At 44.4% G+C, this 25,517-nt stretch carries 22 protein-coding genes; 13 read left to right on the top strand and 9 right to left on the bottom strand.

Annotation, left to right across the window (positions count from 1 at the left end):
- Positions 1–167 precede the first annotated feature (167 nt).
- Genes pcnB through panC form a run of 4 tightly spaced genes read left to right on the top strand, consistent with a single transcriptional unit; the run spans position 168 to position 3,721 of the window.
- On the top strand, positions 168–1,523 hold the full coding sequence (gene pcnB / locus ACFI6G_RS10265) for a polynucleotide adenylyltransferase PcnB (RefSeq protein WP_462710264.1): 1,356 nt from the start codon (positions 168–170) through the stop codon (positions 1,521–1,523).
- Positions 1,520–2,005 (top strand): 2-amino-4-hydroxy-6-hydroxymethyldihydropteridine diphosphokinase, encoded by a 486-nt coding sequence (gene folK / locus ACFI6G_RS10270; RefSeq protein WP_054547496.1) that lies wholly within the window; start codon positions 1,520–1,522, stop codon positions 2,003–2,005. Before pcnB ends, folK begins: the two co-directional genes overlap by 4 nt.
- A gap of 22 nt (positions 2,006–2,027) precedes the next feature.
- The gene (gene panB / locus ACFI6G_RS10275) at positions 2,028–2,822 is read left to right on the top strand and encodes a 3-methyl-2-oxobutanoate hydroxymethyltransferase (protein WP_046209165.1); all 795 of its coding nucleotides are present in this window, start codon (positions 2,028–2,030) and stop codon (positions 2,820–2,822) included.
- A gap of 8 nt (positions 2,823–2,830) precedes the next feature.
- The gene (gene panC, locus ACFI6G_RS10280; RefSeq protein ID WP_010435989.1) at positions 2,831–3,721 is read left to right on the top strand and encodes a pantoate--beta-alanine ligase; all 891 of its coding nucleotides are present in this window, start codon (positions 2,831–2,833) and stop codon (positions 3,719–3,721) included.
- A 101-nt stretch (positions 3,722–3,822) separates the two neighbouring features.
- Here panC and ACFI6G_RS10285 read toward each other — a convergent pair whose 3' ends face one another.
- The 3 genes from ACFI6G_RS10285 to ACFI6G_RS10295 all read right to left on the bottom strand — a co-directional run bounded on the left by ACFI6G_RS10285 (position 3,823) and on the right by ACFI6G_RS10295 (position 7,474).
- Positions 3,823–4,593 carry an ABC transporter permease gene (locus tag ACFI6G_RS10285; protein WP_010435987.1) on the bottom strand — a complete coding sequence of 257 codons (771 nt, stop codon included), beginning with the start codon at positions 4,591–4,593 and terminating at the stop codon, positions 3,823–3,825.
- A 1-nt stretch (position 4,594) separates the two neighbouring features.
- Positions 4,595–5,512, bottom strand: coding sequence for an ABC transporter ATP-binding protein (locus tag ACFI6G_RS10290; RefSeq protein ID WP_010435984.1), 918 nt, complete (start codon positions 5,510–5,512; stop codon positions 4,595–4,597).
- Positions 5,513–5,851: 339 nt separating this feature from the next.
- Positions 5,852–7,474, bottom strand: coding sequence for a SulP family inorganic anion transporter (locus ACFI6G_RS10295; RefSeq protein ID WP_010435979.1), 1,623 nt, complete (start codon positions 7,472–7,474; stop codon positions 5,852–5,854).
- Between the two features lie 286 nt (positions 7,475–7,760).
- Between ACFI6G_RS10295 and can the strand changes: the two genes are divergently transcribed.
- Positions 7,761–8,420, top strand: coding sequence for a carbonate dehydratase (gene can / locus ACFI6G_RS10300; protein WP_010435977.1), 660 nt, complete (start codon positions 7,761–7,763; stop codon positions 8,418–8,420).
- An 86-nt stretch (positions 8,421–8,506) separates the two neighbouring features.
- Here the strand turns inward: can and hpt are convergent, their stop codons facing one another.
- The gene (hpt, locus tag ACFI6G_RS10305) at positions 8,507–9,037 is read right to left on the bottom strand and encodes a hypoxanthine phosphoribosyltransferase (RefSeq protein ID WP_016784912.1); all 531 of its coding nucleotides are present in this window, start codon (positions 9,035–9,037) and stop codon (positions 8,507–8,509) included.
- A gap of 337 nt (positions 9,038–9,374) precedes the next feature.
- Between hpt and ACFI6G_RS10310 the strand changes: the two genes are divergently transcribed.
- Positions 9,375–9,980: a LuxR/HapR/OpaR family quorum-sensing transcriptional regulator gene (locus tag ACFI6G_RS10310; protein WP_010435971.1), complete on the top strand. Its 606-nt coding sequence runs from the start codon at positions 9,375–9,377 to the stop codon at positions 9,978–9,980.
- Between the two features lie 394 nt (positions 9,981–10,374).
- Here ACFI6G_RS10310 and lpdA read toward each other — a convergent pair whose 3' ends face one another.
- From lpdA to ampD, 5 genes are all read right to left on the bottom strand, one after another.
- On the bottom strand, positions 10,375–11,805 hold the full coding sequence (gene lpdA / locus ACFI6G_RS10315; protein ID WP_010435969.1) for a dihydrolipoyl dehydrogenase: 1,431 nt from the start codon (positions 11,803–11,805) through the stop codon (positions 10,375–10,377).
- 242 nt (positions 11,806–12,047) lie between these two features.
- A complete protein-coding gene (gene aceF / locus ACFI6G_RS10320; protein ID WP_102363583.1) occupies positions 12,048–13,934 on the bottom strand; it encodes a pyruvate dehydrogenase complex dihydrolipoyllysine-residue acetyltransferase in 1,887 nt (628 codons plus the stop codon).
- 30 nt (positions 13,935–13,964) lie between these two features.
- Positions 13,965–16,628, bottom strand: a complete 2,664-nt coding sequence (aceE, locus tag ACFI6G_RS10325; protein ID WP_016768210.1) for a pyruvate dehydrogenase (acetyl-transferring), homodimeric type — start codon at positions 16,626–16,628, stop codon at positions 13,965–13,967.
- Positions 16,629–16,690: 62 nt separating this feature from the next.
- Positions 16,691–17,452, bottom strand: a complete 762-nt coding sequence (pdhR, locus tag ACFI6G_RS10330; RefSeq protein ID WP_016768209.1) for a pyruvate dehydrogenase complex transcriptional repressor PdhR — start codon at positions 17,450–17,452, stop codon at positions 16,691–16,693.
- Between the two features lie 481 nt (positions 17,453–17,933).
- On the bottom strand, positions 17,934–18,533 hold the full coding sequence (ampD, locus tag ACFI6G_RS10335) for a 1,6-anhydro-N-acetylmuramyl-L-alanine amidase AmpD (protein WP_016791286.1): 600 nt from the start codon (positions 18,531–18,533) through the stop codon (positions 17,934–17,936).
- Positions 18,534–18,616: 83 nt separating this feature from the next.
- Here ampD and nadC point away from each other — a divergent pair, with 83 nt between their 5' ends.
- The 7 genes from nadC to zapD all read left to right on the top strand — a co-directional run bounded on the left by nadC (position 18,617) and on the right by zapD (position 25,476).
- Complete coding sequence (nadC, locus tag ACFI6G_RS10340) at positions 18,617–19,507, top strand: carboxylating nicotinate-nucleotide diphosphorylase (protein ID WP_248389215.1); 891 nt, start codon at positions 18,617–18,619, stop codon at positions 19,505–19,507.
- 255 nt (positions 19,508–19,762) lie between these two features.
- On the top strand, positions 19,763–20,227 hold the full coding sequence (locus ACFI6G_RS10345) for a pilin (RefSeq protein WP_261895004.1): 465 nt from the start codon (positions 19,763–19,765) through the stop codon (positions 20,225–20,227).
- Positions 20,227–21,912, top strand: a complete 1,686-nt coding sequence (pilB, locus tag ACFI6G_RS10350; protein ID WP_102265617.1) for a type IV-A pilus assembly ATPase PilB — start codon at positions 20,227–20,229, stop codon at positions 21,910–21,912. Before ACFI6G_RS10345 ends, pilB begins: the two co-directional genes overlap by 1 nt.
- A gap of 14 nt (positions 21,913–21,926) precedes the next feature.
- A complete protein-coding gene (locus tag ACFI6G_RS10355) occupies positions 21,927–23,156 on the top strand; it encodes a type II secretion system F family protein (protein WP_016795168.1) in 1,230 nt (409 codons plus the stop codon).
- A gap of 66 nt (positions 23,157–23,222) precedes the next feature.
- The gene (locus ACFI6G_RS10360) at positions 23,223–24,092 is read left to right on the top strand and encodes a prepilin peptidase (RefSeq protein ID WP_016795167.1); all 870 of its coding nucleotides are present in this window, start codon (positions 23,223–23,225) and stop codon (positions 24,090–24,092) included.
- A gap of 2 nt (positions 24,093–24,094) precedes the next feature.
- A complete protein-coding gene (coaE, locus tag ACFI6G_RS10365) occupies positions 24,095–24,709 on the top strand; it encodes a dephospho-CoA kinase (protein ID WP_016795166.1) in 615 nt (204 codons plus the stop codon).
- A 26-nt stretch (positions 24,710–24,735) separates the two neighbouring features.
- Positions 24,736–25,476, top strand: coding sequence for a cell division protein ZapD (gene zapD, locus ACFI6G_RS10370; RefSeq protein ID WP_010435917.1), 741 nt, complete (start codon positions 24,736–24,738; stop codon positions 25,474–25,476).
- Positions 25,477–25,517 lie beyond the last annotated feature (41 nt).

Here is a 25,517-nt window from a genome sequence, read left to right on the forward strand (position 1 = left end):
AATAGTAAAAGCGACACATAAAAATGCCATAACCAATAGCTGCAGCTAAGCAGACGATGTTCTCAAATGGCTCGCGCTAAGTTATTATTAGCCGCAATTAAACTCTGCACTACCACTTTGGACTAAGAGAAAAACAAAGTTGGCGATACCTACTTTGTTCTAAACTAATGAATACAAACGACAATACCCCAAGCGAACAACGCGGATTCCACGAATTAGCACTGAATATTTATACTCGTCAAGAGCACAATATTTCACGCAAGCAGATCAGTGACAACGCACTAAAAGTGTTATATCGCCTGAACGGTGCGGGTTTTGACGCGTTTTTAGTCGGTGGTGGTGTACGCGATATCTTATTAGGCTCTCAGCCAAAAGATTTTGATATTGCTACCAACGCAACGCCAGAACAAATCAAACACCTATTTAGAAACTGTCGCCTTATCGGTCGCCGTTTTCGATTAGCACACATCATGTTTGGCCGAGACATCATTGAAGTAGCGACTTTCCGTGGCCACCACCAGGAACCATCGAAAAACGTTTCGGCTCAATCGGAAGAAGGCATGTTGCTACGCGATAACGTATACGGTAATGTTGATGAAGATGCAGAGCGTCGTGACTTCACTATAAATGCAATGTACTACAACATTGCAGACTACAGCATCCACGATTACGCAGGTGGTGTAGAAGATTTAGAAGATAAGCTGATCCGTCTAATTGGCGATCCAGAAACGCGTTACCGTGAAGACCCGGTACGTATGCTTCGCGCAATGCGTTTCGCCGCTAAACTGGATTTCGATATTGAAGAAGACACAGCAGACCCTATCGAAGAGCTGGCACACCTGCTAAAAGATATCCCAGCAGCGCGCCTTTACGAAGAGTCTCTGAAATTACTTCAATCAGGTCACGGTTTAGAAACCTATCACTTGATGCGCGAATACAACCTGTTCCAACAGATGTTCCCTGCAATTGCAGAGCACTTCACTGAAGGTTACGACTCTCATACAGAGCAGATGCTTGACTTAGTACTCGACTCAACCGACCTTCGCATAGAAGATGGCAAGCGAGTAAACCCTGCATTTATGTTTGCAGCGATTCTTTGGTACCCAATGAACAAGCTCGCTGACAAACTTGTCGCTGAGCAAGGTATGGCTCATTACGATGCGATCATGGAAGCAAGCAATATCATCCTTGATCAGCAAGTTAAATCGATTGCGATTCCTCGTCGTCACACTGCAACCATTCGTGAAATTTGGCAACTGCAACTGCGACTGCCTCGCCGCAACGGTAAACGTGCCGTTCGTTTAATGGAACTCAACAAATTCCGCGCTGGCTACGATTTCCTAGAAATGCGTGGTGAGATTGAAGGTGGTGAAACCAAAGAGCTTGCAAAATGGTGGGAGCGCTATCAAACCGCTGGCCGCAACATGCGCCAAGCAATGGCTAACGACGTTGCAGCACCATCAAAATCTGGCCATCGTCGCCGTAAGACTTACCGAAATAAAAAAAGTAAGCAGTCCGAATGATAACGGCTTATATTGCGGTCGGCAGCAACCTTGCCGACCCAGTTAGCCAAGCAAACTTGGCTATCGAAACGCTAAAAAGCCTACCGCGATCAACGTTTGTTGCGACCTCTCAGCTATATAGTAGCACTCCAATGGGGCCGCAAAACCAACCTGACTACATCAACGCGGTAGTAGCAATCCAAACCGAATTAACGCCAATTGAACTACTTGATTGCACTCAAAAGATCGAGCTAGAGCAAGGGCGTGTCCGTAAAGACGAGCGTTGGGGGCCAAGAACCTTGGATCTCGACATTGTGTTATACGGCAATGAGGTGATCGATTCAGAGCGCTTAATCGTTCCTCATTACGGAATGAAAGAACGAGAGTTTGTACTTTACCCGCTTGCTGAAATCGCACCAAGTTTACAACTCCCTGATGGGACTGAGCTGACAGAACTACTCAAAATAGTTGATAAGAACGGGCTCAATGTTTGGCAACAATAGCCAAGCGCATTAAGGAAAACCAATGAAAAAAGTAACCATTAACGACCTGATCAAATGCAAAAGTGAAGGCCGTAAATTCGCGACGTCGACAGCTTATGATGCGAGCTTTGCTCAATTATTCGAAAGCCAAGAAATGCCAGTTCTGCTTGTCGGTGACTCACTGGGTATGGTTCTACAAGGCCATAACGACACATTACCAGTAACCGTTGAAGACATTGCTTACCATACTCGCTCAGTGCGTGCAGGTAGCCCAAACTGTCTTCTTATGGCTGACATGCCTTTCATGAGCTACGCAACGCCAGAGCAAGCTTGTGAGAGCGCAGCAACATTGATGCGTGCTGGTGCGAACATGGTAAAAATCGAAGGCGGAAGCTGGTTGGTTGATACTGTTAAGATGCTAACAGAACGTGCAGTACCAGTATGTGCACACTTAGGCTTAACGCCTCAGTCTGTGAACATTTTTGGTGGTTACAAAGTACAAGGTCGTGACGACGAGCAAGCCGACAAAATGGTTGCTGACGCTCTAGCACTACAAAATGCAGGTGCTCAAATCGTTCTCCTTGAATGTGTACCCGCTTCATTGGCAAAACGAATTACAGAAGCTTGTGACGTACCCGTTATCGGTATCGGCGCAGGTAATGTTACCGATGGTCAGATCTTGGTTATGCATGACATGTTCGGTATTTCTGCGAACTACATGCCGAAATTCTCTAAGAATTTCCTAGCGGAAACAGGTGATATGCGTAAGGCAGTAGCTCTATACAAAGAAGAAGTAGAGAGCGCGCGCTTCCCTGATGAAGCTCATACAATCGCTTAGGAGTAAGTATGCAAACTTTTGCTGAAATAGCGGCTCTTCGTGAGCAGATTAAACAGTTTAAGCGTGATGGACGTACGATTGCTTTTGTACCGACAATGGGCAACCTGCATGAAGGCCACCTCACTCTGGTAAAGAAGGCTCGTGAATTAGCTGACATTGTTGTGGTAAGCATTTTTGTTAATCCAATGCAGTTTGATCGTACTGATGACCTAAACAACTACCCTCGTACGTTAGAAGAAGATCTAAGTAAACTAACAGGCGAAGGCGTTGAGCTAGTGTTTACACCGACTCCAGAAGTAATGTACCCAGACGGATTAGACAAACAGACGTTTGTTGAGGTCCCAGGTATATCTCACATGCTTGAAGGTGCATCTCGTCCAGGTCACTTCCGCGGCGTCTCAACGATCGTCACTAAACTGTTTAATATCGTTCAGCCAGATTTTGCATGCTTTGGTGAGAAAGACTTCCAGCAACTTACCATTATTCGCCAGATGACGACTGACTTAGCATTAGACATTGAAATCGTGGGGGTGGCGACGGTTCGTGAGATGGATGGCTTAGCGATGAGCTCTCGCAATAGCAACCTAACGATTGACGAACGTCAGCGTGCTCCGGTTCTTGCTCGCACTATGCGCTGGATCAGCAGTGCAATTCGTGGCGGCCGCGATGATTACGCGTCAGTTATTGAAGATGCAACAGACCAACTTCGAGCAGCCGATCTGCAACCGGATGAAATTTTCATTTGTGATGCCAATACGCTACAAGCTATTACTTCAGAATCGACTCAAGCTGTGATTCTAATGTCGGCTTTCTTGGGTAAAACGCGTCTTATCGACAACCAAGTTCTCGATTTGGTAACGGAAACGAAAGAAGAAGTGAAAGAAGAAACAGCGGAATAATCGCTTTCTTCTCTAAATGCAGAAAAACGCAAAATATAAAAAAGGTCGATATATATCGACCTTTTTCTTTGCCTGTCATTCCGAGACTTACAAGGAAGACATTAACTACGTAAGCCGATCCCCTTAGTGACTAAGTAATGTGCAATGCCATACAACAGCACGATAAACACACCTAGTACGCCAAACGATGTCACGATACCAACATCAGACACACCCAAGAAGCCATATCTGAACGCGTTTACCATGTACACGATAGGGTTCAACTTCGATACACCTTGCCAAAATTCAGGCAATAGACTGATAGAGTAAAACACACCACCAAGATATGTCAGCGGCGTTAAGATAAAGGTCGGGATAATAGAGATATCGTCAAACGTACGTGCAAATACAGCGTTGATTAAACCACCCAGAGCGAACACAACAGACGTTAGAAATACCGTCGCAATAATCACCCCCCAATGATCAACTTGCAGGTCGACAAAGAACAGCGATACGAATGTGACTATGGTACCCACTAACAAGCCACGCACTACACCGCCCATTACGAAACCAGCAATAATCACGTAGTTAGGAACTGGAGCTACAAGCAGCTCTTCAATGTTCTTCTGGAATTTGGCACTAAAGAACGAAGAAGCAACGTTAGAGTACGAGTTGGTGATCACCGACATCATAATCAAGCCAGGAACAATATATTCCATATAGCTAAAACCGTTCATTTCACCAATACGCGCACCAATCAGGTTGCCGAAGATGATGAAGTAAAGTGTCATGGTAATCGCAGGCGGCACCAAAGTTTGCACCCAAATACGCGTGAAGCGATTGATCTCTTTGGTCAACAAGCTGCAGAAAGCGGTCCAATATAGGCTGTACATATTATTTACTCCCCTCACGGACGATACTCACGAATAGCTCTTCTAGACGGTTTGCTTTGTTACGCATAGAGAGGACTTTTACCTTTTGATCGCTCAATTGAGCAAAGATAGTATTCAAACCTAGGTTCTTGTCGATTTCAATTTCTAGCGAGCCATTTACCATCAATTGGCTATTCACGCCTTCTAGCTTAGGTTCAGTCGCGCCCTCTTCAAGATCCAAAATAAAGGTCTCTGCGCTCAACTTGCCTAGCAACGCTTTCATAGTTGTGTTCTCAATCAGCTCACCACGATTGATGATACCGATATTGCGACACAGCATTTCCGCTTCTTCTAGGTAGTGTGTGGTCAGAATAATGGTAATGCCCTGCTTCTCGTTGATCTCTTTCAGGAACTCCCACATAGAACGACGCAGCTCAATATCGACACCCGCAGTTGGCTCATCAAGAATCAGCAGCTGTGGCTCATGCATCAGTGCACGAGCAATCATCAAACGACGCTTCATACCACCAGATAAGTTACGTGCACGTTCGCCACGCTTTTCCCACAAATCTAATTGAGATAGATACTTTTTAGCGCGATCTTTAGCAAGTGCTTTCGGCACACCGTAGTAACCCGCTTGTTGCAGTACAATCTGCTCAACAGTTTCGAATGGGTTAAAGTTAAACTCTTGCGGTACTAAACCTAAGTTCTGCTTCGCCAACTCCAGATCGGAATCAATGTCGTAGCCAAACACTTTAACCTTGCCTGATGTTTTGTTAACCAGAGAAGAGATAACACCGATAGTGGTCGATTTGCCGGCGCCATTTGGACCAAGCAACGCGTAAAAGTCGCCTTTTTTGACTTGTAAACTAATGCCTTTAAGAGCCTCAAAGCCCCCAGCATAGGTTTTTCTTAATTGTTCAATTTCTAATGCATACATAGAGATAGACTGCCATTTGCGATAGATAGATGATGACCAAGCATGAGGAAGAGAGTAAAACTTAAAATGAGTTAGCAGAGAACTAACTAAAAACTTTTTCATTCGGCCATTTTGCAAACAAGTTTATCGTTGATTGACGATGAATACAAACTGCGATTACTGATTTATTTCAATAAACCCTCATAGCTCGTGCTCTATGAAAACAAAAAATGCCGTTAAGTCATTTACTTAACGGCGTAAATCATCAATCACTAGATTTAGAACAACGGCCTAGAATCTATTGTCCAACCGCAAGTCAATCAGAGTTAATGACCAGTCTAAAGCTAACTATCAAACCAATTAGAATGGATGCTCATGTCTGTCGACATAGCTTGTTGCAGCGGTCAGCGCTTCATATCTAAATCGATAAGTATTGGATTCAGGTACGAGATCAAGCACGTGGAATTTCTCTAATTGCTGGCGAGTATTCTCGTTAGGGCACAGCAGGTACACTTCGCATTGTGCATCTAACGCATCTTTAATCGCGTTTTCTAATGCCAAGCCTACAGTGACATCAATCATCGGCACATCCGTCAGATCTAAAATCATAGCTTCATAATCAGAGATACTTGAGTGCTGACGCGAAATCGCCTTTGAAACACTGAAGATCATTGGGCCAGAGAGATAAAAGAACAACACCTTACCATTGGCACTATCCAGCAATTGACGTTCACTATCGGTCAACGGAATATCGTCTTCGTCATCACCATCACTAATGGCCTTAACCTGTCTGGCTTGCTCTCGGCTTAACCTTTCAATGATCAGGATATTCGAGATAAAAACGCCCAGTCCAACGGCGATGATCAAGTCAACAAAAACGGTTAGTAGCATCACGCCATACATCACTCCCATGCCTGCATAACTGACCTTATGTGCACGCTGGATGAAGCTCCAATCAAGTATGTTGAAACCAACATACATCGCAATACCAGCTAAAACCGCCATAGGAATCGGTTCGGTTAAGCCACCAGCAACCAAGACCACTAATGCCAGAGCCAATGCACGAATGACGCCAGAAAGCGGAGAACGGGCACCCACCTGAATATTAGTCACGGTACCCATGGTCGCACCGGCACCAGGTAGTGCACCAAATAAGCCCGAAATCATATTCGCAATGCCCTGGCCGCGAAGTTCTTTGTCTGAATCATGCTCTTTACGAGTCAGTGAGTCTCCAATAACCGCGGTCAGAAGCGTATCAATACAACCAAGTGTACCCAGCACCAGAGCATCGATAACCATAGTGGTAAATTGCTCAGAGCTGATCGTAGGAATAACAAGAGAAGGTAAGCCCGCAGGTATCTCACCGATACGGCGAATAGAATCGGTATCAAAAATGATGACGGATAAAAGAGTAACAGCGACCAAAGCAACAAGCTGGGCTGGTACATACTTACGGTATTTCGCCGGAAAGCCGAAAAGGATTCCTAGCGTTAATCCACCTAAAAACAGTTCGCTTATTTTCAGATTGGCTAAGGTATCAGGCAGCGCAGAAAGCGTTCCCATCACCCCACCAGATGGAGCAGCATGTCCTAACAATGGAGACAGTTGCAAGATAATAAGAATGACACCAATACCCGACATAAATCCGGAGATCACGCTATATGGCATCAACGTAACGTATTTTCCGAGCTTTAATGTACCGAGTAATATCTGAAAAGCACCTGCCATCATGACAACGGTAAAGGTCATTGCCATTCCGGTTTCAGGATACTTAGCCACCATGCTCGTCATCACTGCCGTCATGATCACCGTCATGGGCCCAGTAGGTTCAGATATCAGACTACTCGAACCTCCGAACAACGCCGCGAATAAGCCGACCATGATAGCGCCCCAAAGACCGGCTTCAGCGCCCGCGCCAGACGCGACACCAAATGCCAACGCTAAAGGCAATGAGATAATGGCTGTAGTCACACCGCCAAACATGTCACCTTTGAGACTGATATCCGAAAAACGACTTCCAAACAAAACACACCTTCCTGATGATGAAATGACAAACTTTATAACTTTAACAAATGAGTTAGTCAGACAGAAAGTGTTAATTCAATCACATTATTCATGACTTATAACCAGATGGTAGTTTATGTGCTAAGTTAGTGATTTTAACGACTAGAACACGTCAGATGAGTACGTGTTAACGCAGTTTTTACGGGATTGAATTTGTAACATTGTGTATAGTTACAATTCTTAATTAAGGGATGTAAGACGCAAAATGCCAGAGATTAAACAGCTTTTTGAAAACAACTCTAAATGGTCTGAAGAAATTCGATCTCAAAGACCTGAGTATTTTACAACGCTTGAAGAGGGTCAAAGCCCTGGTTTTTTATGGATAGGTTGTTCAGATAGCCGAGTACCGGCCGAACGCCTCACTGGTTTGTATTCCGGAGAACTGTTTGTTCACCGAAACGTGGCTAACCAAGTGGTCCATACTGATCTCAACTGCTTATCTGTTGTGCAATACGCGGTGGATGTACTCAAAGTTAAACACATCATTGTCTGTGGCCATTATGGCTGTGGGGGTGTGAATGCAGCTATTGATAATCCGAAGCTAGGCCTAATTAATAACTGGCTACTTCACATTCGCGACAATTACCTTAAGTACCGTAAGCAGATCGAATCTTTACCTCGTGAACAATGGGGTGATAAATTGTGCGAAATTAACGTCGCAGAGCAAGTCTATAACTTGGGCAACTCCACCATCATGCAGACCGCATGGGAACGTGGGCAAGATATTGAAATCCATGGTGTTGTTTATGGGATTGGTAATGGCAAGCTGCAAGATCTTGGCGTTCGTTGTTCAAGCAATGACACGTTAGAGAATAGCCACTTAGATGCGCTTGATAAGATCTTATCGACGCCCATTCTTGGTTAACGGTTATCTCTTAACGTTTAATAGACAAATATAAGAAAGGCTCGCATTGTGCGAGCCTTTTTTGTCACTATTTAACAGAGTAATAATTACTCTTGAGGTACAACTTTACCGATGTAAGGTAGGTGACGATACTTTTGTGCGTAGTCGATACCCACACCAACAACGAATTCATCAGGAATTTCAAAACCAATCCATTTAGTATCAACAATCACTTCACGGCGAGAAGGCTTGTCTAATAGCGTACAAATTTCGATGGATTTAGGACCACGTAGGCTTAGAATCTCTTTCACTTTAGTCAGTGTGTTACCTGTATCGATGATATCTTCTACAAGTAGAACGTCTTTACCTTGGATATCGTCATCAAGGTCTTTCAGAATACGTACGTCACGTGAGCTTTCCATACCGTTGCCGTAGCTAGATGCGGTCATGAAATCAACTTGGTGAGTTAAATCGATAGCACGAGCAAGATCTGCCATAAAGACAAAAGATCCACGTAATAAGCCAACTAAAACAAGATCTTCACTACCTTTGTAGTGTTCCGTGATCTGTTTACCTAGTTCATTCACTCGATCCTGAACTTCTTGCTCAGAGATCATGACTTCAACTGTATGCTTCATACTGCTCTCATTTTGTTGGGTGATTGCGACAAGTTTAGACCGTTCTGCCATGGGTGCCGCTCAATTTTGTGCGTAAGTCTAGCATTGCTCAAATACCCACACCACCTTACAGCTCGAATTTACTGTTAGATTCTCAATGAAATGTGCACAGCCCCCTTGTTACATACTCGCTTTCTTTCACATCCATGCTGATCACGCTTTATGTATCAAGTTTGATGTAACTGTCTATAAAATAAGCTCAAAGGATTGACCATTTGCATATGCACCATTACACTCATCTTGGCTTAAATAATAATAAAATCATTAATATAAAAAATTCGTTGGCAAGGAAAACAAAATGGACTCAATATCTAAGAGACCTAGAACTAGGCTTTCACCTTTAAAAAGAAAACTTCAATTGATGGAAATCGCACTTGAGGTATTCTCTCGCCGCGGCATTGGCCGTGGTGGGCACGCTGATATAGCTGACATTGCTCAGGTATCAGTTGCAACCGTGTTTAACTACTTCCCAACCCGTGAAGATCTGGTTGATGAAGTACTTAACCACGTCGTTCGCCAATTCTCTAACTTCCTTTCAGACAATATCGATCTCGATATTCACGCAAAAGAGAACTTACATAATATTGCGACTGAAATGGTGACGTTGGTGGCTCACGATTGCCATTGGTTGAATGTATGGTTTGAATGGAGCGCATCAACCCGTGATGAAGTATGGCCTCTATTCGTAACCACAAACCGCACTAACCAAATGTTACTACAAAACATGTTTAGCAAAGCGATAGAGCGTGGCGAAGTCTGTGACGACCACGACCCTAAGCACCTTGCGAATCTGTTCCACGGCATTTGTTACTCGCTATTCATTCAAGCGAAGCGTGTAGATACGCAAGAAGAACTTTCGACCTTGACGGATAGCTACTTAAACATGCTGTGCATTTATAAGTAGATTCGAGATTCGAGATTCGAGATTCGAGATTCGAGATTCGAGATTCGAGATTCGAGATTCGAGATTCGAGATTCGAGATTCGAGATTCGAGATTCGAGTAAAATGATTTAAGGATTGGCGTTTTGCGTCAATCCTTTTTTATTACCAATAGATTGCTATTTGTTGAAAGAGATTCCCTACAAGTATGATGACCAAATTTTCTTCAGACATAAAAAAACCGCTGACGAATCAGCGGCTTTTATAATCTAGATATGCTCAAAATAATTGGAGTTGCAGCTAGGCGACCCTTTCTTTGTTAAGTAACTAAAGTTCAGCCCTATGAGCATAGATTTACTATGTGATTAGGGTTAACTTACGCAGTTAACAACGCTGCGGCTTCAAGTATGAAGAGTATTTACTTTTTCTTTTTCACTGCTTTCTTATTTGGAAGGTCAGTGATTGAACCTTCGAATACTTCAGCAGCTAGACCAACAGACTCGTGTAGAGTTGGGTGAGCGTGGATAGTAAGTGCAATATCTTCTGCATCACAACCCATTTCAATTGCTAGGCCGATTTCGCCAAGAAGTTCACCACCGTTAGTACCAACAACAGCACCACCGATTACGCGATGAGTATCTTTATCGAAGATCATCTTAGTAACGCCGTCTGCACAGTCAGAGGCGATTGCACGACCAGAAGCAGCCCAAGGGAAAGTAGCAACTTCGTAGTTGATGCCTTCAGCTTTCGCTTCTTTCTCAGTCTTACCTACCCAAGCAACTTCTGGCTCAGTGTACGCGATTGATGGAATAACCTTAGGGTCGAAGTAGTGCTTCTTACCAGAGATAACTTCAGCAGCTACGTGACCTTCATGCACACCTTTGTGAGCAAGCATTGGTTGACCAACAACGTCACCGATCGCGTGGATGTGAGGAACGTTAGTACGCATTTGCTTATCAACATTGATAAAGCCACGCTCATCAACTTCGATACCCGCTTTTTCAGCGTCGATAAGTGCACCGTTTGGAACACGACCGATAGCAACAAGAACAGCATCGTAGCGCTCAGCTTCAGCTGGTGCTTTTTTGCCTTCCATTGATACGTAGATACCGTCTTCTTTCGCTTCAACAGCAGTCACTTTAGTTTCAAGCATTAGCTTGAACTTGTTCTTAATGCGCTTAGTGAAAACTTTAACGATATCTTTATCCGCAGCAGGGATAACTTGATCGAACATCTCTACAACTTCAACTTTAGAACCTAGAGAGTGGTAAACCGTACCCATCTCAAGACCGATGATACCGCCGCCCATGATAAGCAGTTTTTCAGGTACTTCGTTTAGTTCTAGTGCATCCGTAGAATCCCAAATACGTGGGTCTTCATGTGGGATGAAAGGAAGTTTGATTGGGCGAGAACCCGCAGCAATGATTGCGTTGTCGAAGTTAACCGTAGTTGCTTCACCTTCGCCTTCAACAAGAATGCTGTTAGGACCAGTGAACTTACCGAAACCGTTAACAACAGTAACGTTACGCATCTTAGCCATACCGCCAAGACCGCCAGTTAATTGATCAACTACTTTATCTTTCCAGATACGAATCTTGTTGATGTCAGTTTGTGGCTCGCCGAATACAACGCCGTGCTCTGCCATCGCTTTAGCTTCTTCGATTACTTTAGAAACGTGAAGAAGTGCTTTTGATGGAATACAACCAACGTTTAGACATACACCACCAAGAGTGCTGTAACGTTCAACTAGTACTGTTTCTAGACCTAAATCCGCACAACGGAATGCAGCTGAGTAACCAGCAGGACCTGAACCAAGTACAACAACTTGGGCTTTAATTTCTTTGCTCATTGTGACCTCTTGTAGTCATTATCCCTAACAGGCTGAGTAGATGTTCTTAAAATTATTGGGCTTTCAAACAGGAAACATTTTACAGGGATGTTAACAGTGTGAAAGTAGCTTTAAGTTAGCCTGTGAGCTAGACAACAATTCCCTCTCGCTTTCTTAGAAATGCGGGAAACTGTTCTCTAAAAATAGTCTTTATATAAAGAATTAAGGTGACCCGAAAGCCACCTTAATAATTACTTTCTCAATTACAGAACTAGACGACGAATGTCAGATAGTGCGCTGTTTAAGAAAGTAATGAAGCGTGCACCTTCTGCACCATCGATCACGCGGTGATCATATGATAGAGACAGTGGAAGCTGTAGACGTGGTTGGAACTCTTTACCATTCCAAACTGGCTTAATCTCAGACTTAGATACACCTAAGATACCTACTTCTGGAGCATTTACGATTGGTGTAAATGCAGTACCGCCAATACCACCAAGGCTAGAGATTGTGAAACAACCGCCTTGCATGTCTGCCGCAGTTAGCTTGCCAGAGCGTGCTTTCTTAGAAACAACCATTAGTTCTTCAGATAGCTCGTAAATACCTTTCTTGTTCACATCTTTGAAAACAGGAACAACTAGGCCGTTTGGTGTATCAACTGCGATACCCACGTTTACGTACTTCTTAAGAATGATGCTTTCGCCATCGTCAGAAAGAGACGAGTTGAATGCTGGGAATGCTTCTAGCGCTTTAGCAACAGCTTTCATGATGAACACAAGTGGAGTGATCTTCATACCAGTGTCTTTCTTCGCTTCGATTGCGTTCTGTTCTTTACGGAATGCTTCTAGCTCAGTGATGTCTGCGTTGTCCCACTGTGTAACGTGAGGGATCATTACCCAGTTACGGTGCAGGTTAGCGCCAGAGATCTTCTTAATCTTAGAAAGCTTCTGAACTTCAGTTTCGCCGAACTTGCTGAAGTCAACTTTTGGCCATGGTAGTAGACCAAGAGCAGAACCGTCACCGCCTTTGCCAGATGCCGCTGCACCAGACTCAAGACGCTTAAGTGCATCTTTAACGTAAGACTGAACGTCTTCTTTAAGGATACGGCTCTTACGACCAGTACCTTTAACCTTAGAAAGGTTAACGCCAAATTCACGAGCAAGACGACGAACTACAGGAGAAGCGTGCGCGTAGTCACCGTTCTCTTGGAAGTCGCCAGCTGCTGGAGCTACTGTTTCTGCTTTAGGTGCAGGTGCTGCTGCCGGAGCTGCTGCTTGTGCTGGAGCGGAAGCCACTACTGCTACTGGAGCTGCGCCTTCCACAACGAAAGTCATGATTAGAGAGCCTGTTGACACTGTGTCACCAGCTGCAATCTTGATCTCTTTTACTGTACCAGCGAATGGTGCAGGCACTTCCATTGAAGCTTTGTCGCCTTCAACAGTAATTAGAGATTGCTCTTCTTCTACTGTATCGCCAACCGCTACCATGATTTCAGTAACTTCTACTTCGTCACCACCGATATCAGGAACGTTCACTTCTTTCTCAGCAGATGCTGCTGGAGCCGCTGCAACTGGTGCTGGAGCAGGAGCTGCTGCAACTGGAGCGCCAGAACCTGCCACTTCAAATACCATCACTAGAGAACCAGTAGATACTGAATCACCAGAAGCGATCTTGATTTCTTTAACGATACCAGCGAATGGTGCAGGTACTTCCATTGAAGCCTTGTCACCTTCAACAGTAAGAAGAGATTGCTCTTCTTCTACTGCGTCACCGATAGCTACCATGATTTCAGTTACTTCAACTTCATCACCGCCGATATCAGGAACGTGAACTTCTTTAAGCTCTGCCGCTGCTGCCGCTGCAGGCGCAGCTACTGGAGCTGCCTCTGCTGCTGGAGCAGGTGCAGCTTCAGCTGCACCCTCGGCTTCGAAAATCATGATAAGAGAACCAGTAGAAACAGAATCGCCTTCAGCTACTTTGATTTCTTTAACAATACCTGCTTGAGACGCTGGAACTTCCATAGAAGCTTTGTCGCCTTCAACAGTGATCAGAGACTGCTCTTCTTCAACCTTGTCGCCAACGCTTACAAGAATCTCAGTAACTTCAACCTCATCCGCACCGATGTCAGGTACATTAATTTCGATTGCCATTGCTTATTTACCTTCTAGTTAAGCGCTGTATTAAGCGTATTGTGGGTTTGTTTTTTCAGTGTCGATATCGAATTTAGCAATTGCTTCAACAACTACAGATTTCTCGATATCACCACGTTTAGCCAGTTCAGTTAGCGCTGCAACTACGATGTAGCCAGCGTTAACTTCGAAGTGACGACGTAGGTTTTCACGGCTGTCAGAACGGCCGAAACCATCTGTACCAAGTACTTTATAAGACTCAGTTGGCATGTACGCACGTACTTGCTCAGCGTAGTTCTTCATGTAGTCAGTCACTGCGATTGCAGGTTCTTTACCAAGAACAGTTGTGATGTACGGTACTTTTTCTTCCGCTTCTGGGTGAAGCATGTTGTCACGCTCTACCGCTTGACCATCACGAGTTAGTTCGTTGAACGACGTTACAGAGAATACGTCAGATGCTACGCCGTACTCTTCACTTAGAATTGCAGCCGCTTTACGCGCTTCGTTCATAATAGTACCAGAGCTCATTAGTTGAACTTTGCCCTTAGCACCAGCGTGAGATTCAAGCTTGTAAATACCTTTACGGATGCCTTCTTCAGCGCCTTCTGGCATTGCTGGCATTGCGTAGTTCTCGTTCATTACTGTTAAGTAGTAGTAAACGTTTTCTTGCTCAGGACCGTACATGCGACGGATACCGTCTTGCATGATTACCGCTAACTCGTAAGCAAACGTTGGGTCGTAAGAGATACAGTTAGGTACTGTGTTCGCCATGATGTGCGAGTGACCATCTTCGTGCTGTAGACCTTCGCCGTTTAGCGTTGTACGACCAGCAGTAGCACCCAGTAGGAAGCCACGAGCTTGTTGGTCACCTGCTAGCCATGCCATGTCGCCAATACGTTGGAAACCGAACATTGAGTAGTAGATGTAGAACGGGATCATCGGTAGATCGTTTGTGCTGTATGACGTTGCAGCAGCAACCCATGAAGCCATAGAACCTAGTTCGTTGATACCTTCTTGAAGAACTTGACCAGACGTTGCTTCTTTGTAGTAAGAAACGATGCCTTTATCTTCTGGAGTGTAATCTTGACCGTGTGGGTTGTAGATACCAACCTGACGGAATAGACCTTCCATACCGAATGTACGTGCTTCATCACAGATGATAGGAACGATGTTCTTACCAATGTTCTTATCTTTAAGAAGGATGTTTAGCGTACGTACATAAGCCATAGTTGTAGAGATATCACGCTTCTGCTCACCTAGTAGAGGTGCGAATGCGTCTAGCTCAGGAACCTTGAACTCTTGTGTAAACTTAGGAAGACGTGCTGGAGTGTAACCGTGTAGAGCGTTACGACGCGCGTGCATGTATTCGTATTCAGCAGAACCTTCTTCCAGTTTTAGGTATGGAAGTTCAGCGATTTTCTCATCTGATAGTAGGTCTTCAAGGCCTAGGCGATCACGCAGGTGTTGAACATGAGTCATGTCCATTTTCTTAACACCGTGTGCAATGTTCTTACCTTCAGCTGCATCACCCATGCCGTAACCTTTAACAGTTTTAGCTAGGATTACCGTTGGCTTACCGTTTGTCTCTTTTGCATTGTTGAATGCAGCAAACAGTTTAGAAGAATCGTGACCACCACGCTTAAGAGCGAAGATTTCGTCATCAGTCATATCAGCAACGAGTGCAGCTGTTTCTGGGTACTTACCAAAGAAGTGCTCACGTACGTATGCGCCATCTTTAGATTTAAATGTTTGGTAATCACCATCGATAGTTTCGTTCATTAGTTGAAGAAGCTTACCAGTAGTGTCTTTAGCCAGTAGTGAATCCCAGTTGCTACCCCAGATAACTTTAACAACGTTCCAACCTGCGCCTTTGAATAGGCCTTCAAGTTCTTGAATGATGCTACCGTTACCCATTACAGGACCGTCTAGACGCTGTAGGTTACAGTTGATTAGGAAACATAGGTTGTCTAGCTTCTCACGCGCAGCGAAAGAGATAGCACCACGTGATTCTGGCTCATCCATCTCACCGTCACCTAGGAACGCGTATACGCGTTGCGCTGAAGTTTCTTTCAGGCCACGGCCGTCAAGGTACTTAAGGAAGCGCGCTTGGTAGATCGCAGAGATAGGACCAAGACCCATAGATACTGTCGGGAATTGCCAGAACTCAGGCATCAGTTTCGGGTGCGGGTAAGAAGGGATACCTTTACCATCAACTTCTTGACGGAAGTTATCTAGCTGCTCTTCAGTTAGACGACCTTCAACGAATGCACGAGAGTAGATACCTGGAGAGATGTGACCTTGGTAATAAACTAGATCGCCACCGTCAGTCTCGTTTGGAGCACGGAAGAAGTGGTTGAAACATACTTCGTAGAACGCTGCTGCTGACTGGTAAGAAGCCATATGACCACCAAGGTCTAGGTCTTTCTTAGAAGCACGCAATACGATCATGATTGCGTTCCAGCGAATAATCGAACGAATACGACGCTCAAGAGTTACGTCACCAGGGTAAGCTGGCTCTTGTGCTGCTGGAATTGTGTTGATGTAGTTTGTGTTGATGCCTGTAGCCATATCAACACCATCTAAACGCGCTTTATCTAGAACTTGTTCTAGTAAAAACTGTGCACGTTCTACACCTTCTTCACGTACTACTGACTCAAGAGCTTCTAACCAATCTTGAGTTTCCAGAGCATCAACGTCATGCTTCATGTCAGACATGGCGATCTATCCTTTTTGTTAGTTGGATTCTACTAAACACGTAAAAAGCCGAAGTATTACGGCTATTTACCCTGTTGAATTCGACGTAGGGAACGTTCGCGACGCGACTCTTCCTTCGTCAAATCCAGCAATGTTTCTTCGATGTAAGCTAAATGAGAATGTGACATTTCACGTGCCTGTTCTGGCTGCCCTGAAACAATCGCATCTACAATGTTAGCTCGATGTATACTCACTTTCTCCACAACGTCTTTACGACGATGCAACAGCTTTAAATTCTCTAAGACGTTTTGTTCGAGTAACGGAGCCAAACTACGAACAATGTGCAATAACACCACATTGTGTGCAGCCTCTGTTAAAGCAATAAGAAAAGCCATCACTGCTGCAGATTCGGCTTCAATATCACCCTTATCTTGCGCACCATGAATCTTTTCTTGGCATGCTTGAATTCGAGCAAAGTCTTCATCAGTACCACGCAATGCCGCAAAGTAAGCCGAAATCCCTTCCATCGCATGACGCGATTCCAACAAGTCTAGTTGGGTTTCAGAATGGGATGACAACAAATTAAGCAAAGGATCTGAAAAGCTTTTCCAGATATTTTCGCTCACAAACGTACCTCCACCTTGACGGCGAGTAAGCAAGCGTTTTGCTTCTAAACGTTGTATGGCTTCTCGAATTGAAGGACGAGACACATCGAACTGTTTCGCCAGTTCGCGCTCTGGTGGCAGCTGCTGCCCAGGAGCCAGTGTTCCCTCCACAATCAACCTTTCTAACTCTTGTTCGATAACATCGGAGAGTTTTGGCTGACGAATCCTTTGATAAGCCATAGTTTGTTATTCTTCTTTTTCTTCGCTGACAATTGGTAATACCAATTTTAAGTTGCGCAGAAATTAACATAATTAAAACGCCACTGTCCAGTCTAAAATTGACCTGCATCATAGAATGCAGTGTGAATTAACCGTGATTTAACAAATGAAATTTAAAACAGCAACCAAATTGGTCTTACCATTTACAGGGGTAATACTTTTGGGGAGGATTCGTGCTAGAAAGTTTCAGGATAAAAATGAATTGTTTCAGAAAGATTAGTCAAACTAGGTCAAAAATCGAACCGAGCGCACATTAGAGACAGAAATTCTGTTCATAAGTCTTAATATTTAGGCGTTTGATAAGCGCGTCACACTCTGGATTTATTGATGCTTAGCTCCCAACCACTTTATTTACATAGCAACAACAAAAATTCACAAGTCATTATGCTAGGCGTTGATTATTCATACCTAGCTGTCAGTAACATCATTTAAAACTCGAAGCTTAGGCCTTGAGCTTTCTTTTGAATTTCTGCCAGTCGAAAACCAAACCAGGATCAGTCTTACGCAAAGGGGCAATATATTGATGTCCTGTGATGCGTTGTTCTGTGATCTCTGGAAAATTCGACATTAGAGTTTCAGTCAGCTGCGACAAGGATTGATACTGCTGCTCGGTATAAGCCGCAAAGTCACTGCCCTCGAGTTCAATACCAATAGAGTAATCATTACACCTTTCACGCCCAGCAAAACTCGACTGGCCAGCATGCCAAGCTCGGTCTAAGAACGAAACAAACTGCACCACTTCACCATCACGACGAATCAAACAATGGGCAGACACGCCCATTTGGTGAATCACCTGAAAAAACGGGTGTTCAGCGGGGTTCAATTTCCCAGTAAAAAATTGTTCAATATACGGGCCTCCAAACTCACCGGGAGGCAAACTAATATTGTGAACCACCAGCAAAGAAACATCATCAACACTAGGCCTAGCATCAAAATGCGGGGAAGGAACATGCCGAGCGTTGTCATACCATCCGTTGGAGCTGATCGTCATCTTAATCTCACTTTCTTTTCCGCTAACACAATAGATTGTGACTTTGCCCATAGAGCCGTCGTGCTAGCCTCTTTAATTTGAAGTTAAGCAAGAGTATCATTCCATTCCCACTCCCTTTCAAGATTAGATTTGCGATGAAAAACACACATAACAGCCACCAACGCCTTGACTACTTAAAAGAGCAACTGCCTCTAGAGATCACTCGTGCAGTCGCTGAGACTATCCGAGAAGATCTAGGCGGAACACTCGATCCAGCGGCTGATATTACGGCAAGTCTAATCCCAGCAGACGCAATCAACAGCGCGACCATCATTACCCGTGAACACGGTGTGTTTTGTGGTAAAGCTTGGGCTGATGAAGTGTTTAAGCAATTAGGCGGTGAAGTGACTATCGAGTGGAACGTAGAAGACGGCGACAAGGTTGAACCAAACCAAACACTTTGCACGCTAACTGGCCCTGCACGCGCGCTATTAACCGGTGAACGTAACGCAATGAACTTCATTCAAACGCTATCTGGCTGCGCGACGACGACGGCAATCTACGCAGATAAAATCAAGCACACAGAATGCCGCCTGTTAGATACTCGTAAAACGATCCCAGGCCTACGCAGCGCTTTAAAATACGCAGTCGCTTGTGGTGGTGGTTTCAACCACCGTATTGGTGTATTCGATGCTTATCTAATCAAAGAAAACCATATCATCGCCTGTGGTGGCATTGAGAAAGCGATTTCTACGGCAAAAGAGCTTAACCCAGGTAAGCCTGTAGAAGTTGAAACAGAAAGCCTAGAAGAGTTAGAGCAAGCAATCAACGCTGGCGCAGACATCATCATGCTAGACAACTTCACTACCGACATGATGCGTGAAGCGGTTAAAATCAACGCTGGCCGTGCCGCACTAGAGAACTCAGGCAATGTAACTCTAGACACTATCGCAGAGTTCGCTGAAACGGGTGTTGATTACATCTCGGTAGGCGCACTCACTAAGCACTTAAAAGCAATGGATTTATCTATGAGATTCAAAGCTTAATTTATTGAAATATAAATAGCTTATCTTTAAAGGCACGGTTAAATACCGTGCTTTTTTTATTGCTTAAATTATCAGCATTTCAATCACTTATTTAAGTCGATCGCATAATTTTGCGCGCCATATGAAACATCACACTAATAAATACCAAACCACTCGCGACCACACCTGAATCTCATTCCACTTCTCCATTCCGACTTCTATTCTGTCCATCAACCAGTGCCTGCACTGAAATAAACTAAACAATGGAATAGAACAATGAATAACAAAAGTAAAAGAACAAATCAGAAAGGTTTTACGCTGATTGAATTAATGATTGTAGTGGCGATTATTGGTATTTTGTCAGCATTTGCTGTGCCTGCTTACCAAAACTACACAATGAAAGCACACGCTAGTGAAATGTTAAGTGCTTCATCTGCGATGAAAATGTCTCTCGGTATATGTCTAGTAAATGGCGAAGCTAATTGCTCATCAGGTAACGGTGGTGTGCCAGATTCACAGACTCTAGGAGAATTTACTGTCTCAGCAGTTGCTGGTGTTAGTGATGCGGCTACAACGATTCAAGCAATTGTCGATGCAGGCCAAACAAAAGGAAGATTAGTTGAAGGAGACAGCATAACCATAACTCCTGACTTAACAACCTCAGGAGTAACATGGGAAGTGACATGTACAAATGGAGGAACACAAAACGCGGATGTATCTGATTGGTGTCCAGCTAACTAATGCTCACTAACCTCCCAACCGTTCTACGTCAGGCTGGCTTACTTAGCCTGACTCAAGAACAAGCCGTTGCGGAACAAGTACAAGCTTCAGGCATTTCGACACCTGAAGCTTTGCTCGCTCTGGATTTCTTCAGCGGCGATTCCTTAGCAAACAACATTAAAACCATCTTCGGCTTACCCTTAGTACAACTTGCCAATACGGACTATGAAACCTTACGTGACCAATTAGGGCTTCGCGAACTGATTACTAAATATCGTGCTATCCCGATTTCAGTTTCTAGCTCCACCCTCACACTCGCTTCTGCCGACCCTACGGATTTACAAGCTGAAGATGACTTCCGCTTTGCGACAGGATTACAGATTGAATTGGTTGTTGCTAATTACTCTGAATTAGAAGGTGCGATACGCAAGCTGTATGGCCGCTCTATTTCAGGGCAAGATTCTAAGCGTAAAGAGATCACCCAAGATGAGTTAGCTAACCTCGTGAAGGTATCTGACGACGAAATAACGTCGATTGAAGATCTCAGCCAAGATGACTCTCCTGTGAGTCGCTTTATCAATCAGATTCTGGTTGATGCGGTGCGTAAAGGCGCATCGGACATCCACTTCGAACCTTACGAAGAGCATTACCGTGTGCGACTACGTTGTGACGGCATATTGGTTGAGATACAGCAGCCTGCTTCCCATTTAAGCCGTCGTCTGTCCGCTCGTCTGAAAATACTCGCCAAGCTTGATATTGCCGAACGTCGCTTACCTCAAGATGGTCGTATTAAACTGCGTTTAAATGACGAACTAGCAATTGATATGCGCGTATCAACGCTGCCTACCTTATGGGGCGAGAAGATCGTACTGCGATTGCTTGATAGCAGTGCGGCCAATCTCGATATCGATAAGCTCGGTTACAGCGAGGCTCAAAAAGCCCTCTACCTCAATGCACTAAAGCGCCCGCAAGGGATGATCTTAATGACCGGGCCAACCGGCAGCGGTAAAACGGTTTCTCTTTATACTGGACTTCGAGTACTCAACACCTCTGAACGCAACATCTCAACAGCTGAAGACCCAGTAGAGATTAACCTGTGTGGTATCAATCAGGTACAGGTGACGCCTAAGATTGGCTTTGGTTTCGCCGAGGCACTACGATCGTTTTTACGACAAGACCCAGACATCGTGATGGTTGGAGAAATCCGAGATTTAGAAACCGCCGAAATCGCGATCAAAGCCTCCCAAACCGGGCATTTAGTACTTTCAACACTGCACACTAACTCAGCCGCAGAAACCGTGACTCGGCTTGCTCATATGGGAATAGAGCCCTTCAACCTTGCTTCGTCATTGAGCCTAATCATAGCCCAACGACTGGCAAGACGCTTGTGCAACCATTGCAAAGAAACAGACGACTCGCCGGACATATTTCTGCGTCACTCGATTCCTAACAGCCAAATAATCTACAAAGCTAACTCTCAAGGGTGTAATGAATGTAACCAAGGTTACTCAGGTCGAGTGGGTATCTATGAAGTGATGCCGTTTACCGACAAGCTAAAAACCAGCCTTATCAATAAACCCAATGCGCTAGCGATTGAAGATCTCGCACGCCGAGAAGGCATGAGAACTTTACAAGAGTCAGGGATAGATAAACTGCTTGAAGGCACCACCAGCTACCAAGAGCTACAACGTGTTCTATACCTATAATTCACGGAGCGAAAATGAGTAGTAAAAGCAAACAATCACAACTAAAAAACTACCATTGGAAGGGAATCAATAGTTCTGGCAAGAAAGTGTCTGGGCAGACCTTAGCGCTTACTGAATTAGAAGTACGGGAAAAGCTCAAAGAACAGCATATCCAGATTAAGAAAATCAAAAAGAAAAGTATTTCAGCCGTCACTCGTTTAACTCATCGAGTCAAAGCCAAAGACATCACTATTTTGACGAGACAGCTTGCTACCATGCTCGCTACGGGTGTGCCTATTGTACAAGCCATCAAGCTAGTCTCAGACAATCACCGCAAAGCTGAAATGAAATCTATTTTGTCTCATATATGTAAGGGCGTTGAGGCAGGAACCCCGATATCAAAAGCAATGCGAACCGCAAGCCGCCACTTTGACGATCTCTACACCGACCTAGTCGCCACGGGAGAGCTTTCCGGCAACCTCGCACAAGTCTTTGAACGCTTAGCGACATATCGTGAAAAAAGTGAACAGTTAAAAGCTAAGGTGGTGAAAGCGCTTATCTATCCAGCAATGGTGGTCACGGTTGCGCTGACCGTCTCCTATCTCATGCTAACCATGGTCATCCCAGAGTTTGAATCGATGTTTTCAGGCTTTGGTGCCGATCTTCCCTGGTTCACCCAACAAGTCCTCGACCTGTCTCATTGGATGCAAGCTTACAGTTTTTATACCGCCCTAGGCATCGGGGCTACCACGCTGGTTGTTCATCAACTGTGCCAACGTTCTTACTCGATTCGACTATCAGCCAGCCGCTTAGTGTTACGCTTTCCTGTACTTGGTAGCGTAATGGCAAAGGCCTCTATCGCCAAGTTCAGCCGCACCTTATCAACCAGCTTTAGCTCTGGTATTCCCATCTTAATGAGCCTCAAAACCACCGCAAAGACTGCAGGTAATCTGCATTATGAATCTGCGATCATCGAGGTACACCGAGAAACAGCCGCGGGTATGCCGATGTATATCGCGATGCGCAATACCAATGCCTTCCCTGAAATGGTGTTACAGATGGTGATGATTGGTGAAGAGTCAGGTAACCTTGATGATATGCTGAATAAAGTCGCTTCCATCTATGAATTTGAAGTCGACAATACCGTCGACAACTTAGGCAAAATTTTAGAGCCACTGATCATCGTGTTTTTAGGTACAGTTGTGGGTGGGCTTGTTGTCGCGATGTACTTACCAATCTTTAATCTTATGAGTGTGTTAGGATAGTTAAAAGCAACTAAACACCCATGAGTAGAAACCTCTGCTCACCTTGAACAAGTGGTAAAGGACACTATGGAAGTATTTCACTACTATCCTTGGCTATTCCCCGTATTAGCTTTCATTTTTAGCCTCCTTATCGGTAGCTTCCTCAATGTGGTCATACATCGTTTACCGATTATAATGGAGCGTGAGTGGCAACAAGAGTGCTCGGAGTATTTTTCTCAATATAAAATTCCAGCACCAGAGGGAAAGTTTAATCTCAGCATTCCTCGTTCTACCTGTCCGAAATGCAAAACCCAATTAAGAATCGTCGACAATATTCCAGTCTTAAGCTGGTTGTTCTTAAAGGGGAAGTGCCACAGCTGTGCTAATCCAATCAGTGCTCGCTACCCTTTGGTCGAACTGCTTACGGCGATACTTTGTACCGTAGTCGCTAGCCACTTTGGTTTCAGTTATTACGCGATTGCTCTGATATTTTTCACCTTTGCTTTGATTACCGCGACCTTTATCGATCTCGATACTATGTTACTGCCGGATCAAATTACCTTACCTTTGGTTTGGTCTGGTATCGCTTTGGCCTTATTTAATATCAGCCCGGTATCACTGCAAGATTCCGTCGTTGGAGCGATGGCTGGTTACCTAGCACTTTGGTCTGTTTACTGGCTGTTCAAGCTGCTCACTGGCAAAGAAGGGATGGGGTACGGTGATTTTAAATTGCTAGCGGCATTAGGGGCATGGCTTGGTTGGCAACATCTACCAATGATCATCCTTCTATCATCGCTAGTGGGCCTTGTGTTCGGATTGATTCAACTGCGACTGAAGCAACAAGGCATAGATAAAGCCTTTCCGTTTGGCCCCTACCTTGCGATTGCGGGATGGGTAAGCTTGATGTGGGGTAACGACATCATGGGTTGGTATTTCACTTCTGTACTAGGAATTTAACCATGGCAACGATCATAGGATTAAGTGGTGGTATCGCCAGTGGCAAAACCACCGTGGCTAACCTCTTCAACGAACATTTTAATATTGATATTGTCGATGCTGATATTGTGGCTCGTGAAGTCGTAGCACTGGGCAGCGAAGGTCTCAAACAGATTACTGCTCATTTTGGGGAGGCTATCTTACTTGAAGATGGCACGCTCAACCGAAGTAAACTGCGTGAGCTAATCTTCTCAGATCCCAAACAGAAGATGTGGCTCAATGACCTCCTTCATCCCATGATCCGCGATAAAATTGACAGTGACCTGTCTAAAGTGACCTCTCCTTATGCTTTATTAGTAGCACCTCTATTAATCGAAAACCATATGCAAGGCATGGCTGATCGCGTATTAATTGTTGATGTGCCAGTAGAAGTACAAATAGAGCGTACGATGAATCGTGATAACGTTTCTAGGGAACAAGTTGCGTCAATTTTAAAATCACAGGCTTCAAGAGAACAACGCTTAGCAGTTGCAGATGATGTGATTAAAAACCATACTAAAAACCAAGAACTTTTGCCTCAAATCACAGATTTACATCAAAAGTATCTGGCAATCAGTACAGTAGATGGGTCAGAATAGAACAATGTTGAATGAAGGTTTGCTCGATGATCACCCACAAATTTGAACATCCTCTAAATGAGAAAACACGAATCTACTTAAGAGTTGAATCACTCTTGAGGCAGCTGCACTTGTCTTCTACATTTTCCGATGCTCAACAGTATCAACTCTTTTTCCGTTCGATCTTTGATCTGATTGAAATCTTTGAACAGATCCAACTCAAAAGCGAGCTCGCAAAAGATATTGAGAAGCAGCGTGTAACCTACAAAAGCTGGTTAGATGTTGAAGGTGTCGATCAAGAAATGCTGACTTCACTGCTCAACGACATTAGCAATATCTATCGTGAATTGATGCAGGCAGAGCGTTTTGGCCAGTCACTTAAAGAAGACCGCTTCCTAAGTGCTATTCGTCAACGCTTTAACCTACCTGGTGGCTCATGCTGCTTTGATTTACCTGCGCTACATTATTGGTTACACCTTCCTCTCGATAAGAGAATGAGAGACGCCAAAACGTGGATGGATAGCCTACAGCCTTTGTATGAGGCGCTAACGCTATGGCTGAAACTAACCAGAGAAACAGGTCACTTTAAAGATCAAATTGCGCGTGCTGGTTTCTTCCAGAGCGATGCTGATGAAGCGAATATCCTACGTCTTTCTATTCCAATGCAATACGGCGCCTACCCGATGATCTCGGGGCACAAAAACCGTTTTGCCGTGAAATTTATGAGCTTTGAGACTGGACAAGCCTGCACTCAAGATATCGAATTTGAATTAGCAATCTGCACCTAATTAATTGTCTTTTATCGTTTGGCTTGAGTACTTATTCAGGC

The sequence above is a fragment of the Vibrio sp. PSi01 genome, from assembly GCF_054960695.1.